This window comes from Desulfovibrio sp. 1188_IL3213 (genome assembly GCF_036763145.1).
Taxonomy (GTDB): Bacteria; Desulfobacterota; Desulfovibrionia; order Desulfovibrionales; family Desulfovibrionaceae; genus Desulfovibrio.
Genome location: NZ_JBAIYR010000286.1, coordinates 1 through 3,054, shown reverse-complemented (window position 1 = coordinate 3,054; position 3,054 = coordinate 1). Strand labels below are relative to the sequence as shown.

4 protein-coding genes and 1 pseudogene are annotated in these 3,054 nt (G+C 57.2%); 4 read left to right on the top strand and 1 reads right to left on the bottom strand.

Translation table 11 applies throughout. The annotated features are described in order from the left end of the window. The coding region (locus V6C16_RS10370; protein ID WP_333543149.1) for an NAD(P)/FAD-dependent oxidoreductase at window positions 1–647 on the top strand (647 nt) is incomplete at its 5' end. A 564-nt stretch (window positions 648–1,211) separates the two neighbouring features. Here the strand turns inward: V6C16_RS10370 and V6C16_RS10365 are convergent. Next, entirely contained in the window at window positions 1,212–1,415 is a 204-nt protein-coding gene (locus V6C16_RS10365) for a dual CXXC motif small (seleno)protein (RefSeq protein ID WP_333534571.1), read from the bottom strand. A gap of 18 nt (window positions 1,416–1,433) precedes the next feature. On the opposite strand from V6C16_RS10365, the gene V6C16_RS10360 reads away from it, so the two are divergent. The 3 genes and pseudogenes from V6C16_RS10360 to V6C16_RS10350 form a co-directional block, all read left to right on the top strand. Beyond that, window positions 1,434–1,673, top strand: a complete 240-nt coding sequence (locus V6C16_RS10360; RefSeq protein WP_333534572.1) for a hypothetical protein — start codon at window positions 1,434–1,436, stop codon at window positions 1,671–1,673. A gap of 122 nt (window positions 1,674–1,795) precedes the next feature. Continuing rightward, window positions 1,796–2,587 (top strand): YMGG-like glycine zipper-containing protein, encoded by a 792-nt coding sequence (locus V6C16_RS10355; RefSeq protein WP_333534573.1) that lies wholly within the window; start codon window positions 1,796–1,798, stop codon window positions 2,585–2,587. 77 nt (window positions 2,588–2,664) lie between these two features. Then, window positions 2,665–3,054, top strand: a pseudogene (locus V6C16_RS10350) (serine protease); the annotation flags it as partial.

Sequence of the window (3,054 nt, the reverse complement as noted above, 5' to 3'; positions counted from 1 at the left end):
TCCTTGTGCCGCCGCGCCCGGTCCTGACGCCACTGCTGCTCCCGCAGGGACACCACCTCACAGACCTTTCGGGTATCAGCCTGCCTGTCCGCATTTCGGCGGGAACGCGCCAGTGGCAGGACCATCTGCTTTTCACGCATGGCGGCCTCAGTGGCCCGGCCGCGCTCAAGGCATCGCTGTTCTGGGAAAGCGGCATGCAGGTTTGCGTGGATTTTCTGCCCGACCGCAAATTCAAAGCCCTGCTGGACGCGCCGGAAGCCGGTAAACAAACCGCACGGGCGCTGCTTGGGCGTCTGTTGCCCCAACGCCTTGTGGATGCCCTGCTGCCGCAGGAAAGCGCCCGTAAAAAAATTGCGGAACTGTCACGCGCAACACGTGACAGCCTGGCAGAAGCTGTGCATGCCTACAGTCTTCTGCCTGTGGGAACAGCAGGTCTCAAAAAAGCCGAAGCCTGCGGTGGTGGCGTACAAACCTCGGAAATTGATCCGCAAACCATGCAAAGCCGCCTTTGTCCGGGCCTGTTCATTACGGGCGAAATGCTGGATGTGACGGGCCTTCTTGGCGGTTACAACCTGCATTGGGCCTGGGCCAGCGGCATGGCTGCGGGCAAAGCGCTGCCTCTTCCAGCAGGGCGGTGCGGCAACTAGAGCAGATTAACTTTGAGAGTGTACATTCTCAAAGTTTAAGACACGCTCGCTTCGCTGCTTAACCGCGCAAGTAAATAGCTCTGCTGTCTTCGCGGCAGTCGTTGGCGAGCCTGCGAGCCTTACGAATGGCGACAGTGGTTGTGTGGAAACAAACCGCTCGTTACACATGGTGTCTGCAAGTGTAGTTTCCTGCGTTACAACTCCTGAAGCATCCGTAACTTCCTTTGTCGTAACGCCTGAAGCTGCGCTTGCATCTTTGCGGCGGGCTACTGCTCACGCAGCCGCCAGAGCAATTTCAAAGTGAAATTGCTTAGTCCTTTACGGCTTTGCAAACATTCATCTCAAAGCTTCCACCACTGCGTTGCTGCACATTGCGCAGCGCAGAGGCATAGCTGCCTGCGCTCATAACATAATAAGACTTCAATATAAAGAAGACTCCGGCAAGAGACGAGGCAGCGCGGCCTTGCCGTGACGGGAACCTGCCCTCGCAGACGCAGGGCAGTTCCTTTGCGTCATTGCCCTGAAAATGTTCCGGGATATCTTTGAAATCGTATAAGCGACGCTTCAGATGCGGTTGCAGTAAACATTTTCCAAAAAGCTTTCCATGGCGTCATCGGCCTGCCGGATATACTCCTGCAGGGGAAACTCCGCCCCACACGAAGGGCAACGCATAAAAACTTCATGACAGGTGCGAACGATATGCAGCTTGTCCGGACAGTTGGGGCAGACGATGGTGGTTTTGGCATCGCGTGAAGCAGAAAAGGCCATGATAACTCACGAGGTAAAATGTTGCTGAAAGGCATCTCCGCCAACATGCGCACACGTCTGGCGCAAAAACGGGCGGTGACGCAGGGCGGCATTGCCACCGGGTTGTTTAACCATCCCCGACTGTGTGTTGTCAAACCCACCCCGGCAATGTTCCCTCGCCGTACCCCGGATCTGGCCGTTCTGCGGTCAGCCCCTGTCAGTTCCAGCCGCGACAAAACTCAGAAAGCTTATGAAATTTCAAGACAGCAAATGGCATGACGCCACCGTCGCCAATCCCCTGCCCGCAGTGTTGCCGCAGCAGGACTTGCCGTATAGTACGATTTTGCAGTACCATTAAAGAAGTGACGACTTTCCTTAAACTTTTATCAGGAGGCCGTGTCATGCAACGGCGCGCATATCTTCCTCTTGTTTTTGTCCTTGTGGGCGGCCTGCTTTTTTCGGGTTGCACCAGCCGCTATGGCGAACAGCGAACCAAGGTGAACTATTACCCCCAGTGCTATGAACCCGTGAACCAATTGCGGAAAGATGAGAACAGCACCGGCAAAAGCACCGCTGCGGGCGCTGCCGGGGGAGCCTTGCTGGGCGCTCTTATAGGTGGCCTGGCGACCGGAAAGGTTGAAGGCGCGTTGGCGGGAGCCGTGGCCGGCGGAGCAGCAGGCGCTGTGGGCGGCAACATTTACGGCAAATCCCAGGAAAGACAGCGTGACGCGGCCTATCTTGCGGAATACAACCGGCAGATGGGCGCAGAAGCTGCCAGCATGAACCGTGCAACAGCGGCGGCCAAGCTGGCAACCAGGTGCTATGACCAGCAGTTCAAACTGGCGGTGGACCAGTACCGGGCCGGGCAGATCACCCGTCTCGAACTGCAGGATCGCTACGCTGAAATCCGCAGCGGCCTTGAAGAAACTGCCTACATCCTTAAAGACACGTCTTCGGCTATGGCCCAGAGAAATACCGAATACGAACGTGCTCTGGCTGCGGACTACACCACAAGCCAGCCCGCTTCCCCCACGGCCTCCACGCCCAAGAAAACCCCTGTTGCCAAACAGTCCGGCATTTCTTCCCAGGCGTCGGAGTGGAAATCTTCCCGCAAGGAACTTGAAAGCACGCGCAGTGATGTGGATGCCCGCATGACAAGTTATGAAGAAACCGTAAACAACCTGCTTGGATAACTTCATTTTTGCGCTGCCTCGCGTTTTGTTCCGGGGCAGCGCGAATGTTTCCCTGCGGTTTTCGCCGCGGAGTTGCCATGAGTCAAACGCCCAATCCGGCCCCACCGGAGCAGTCCGCGCCAACCGGCGCTCCGGCGGCCACCCCGCTGCCGTGGTTCCGGCGTCCTCGTTTCTGGGGACTGCTCTTCTTTCTGGCCTTGCTGCTCCTCGCAGCATGGCTTTTCTGGAAACAATTTCAAGAAGCAGAAAGCCGCAAGGCAGAAGTGGCAGCCCAGCTTGCCGAATTGCAGTTGCAAAACCAGACACGACAGGAATTTATTGAAAAATTGCGGCTACTTCTTAAAGAAGAACCGTGTGAAGTGCAGCGCCGCCTACCTCTTCTGACGCCTCCGGCCGGTGTGGTATGGCCTCCCCTGCCCGGCTCCGCGACAGGAGCCACTGGAACAGGAGGCGCCGGCGCGCGTCCT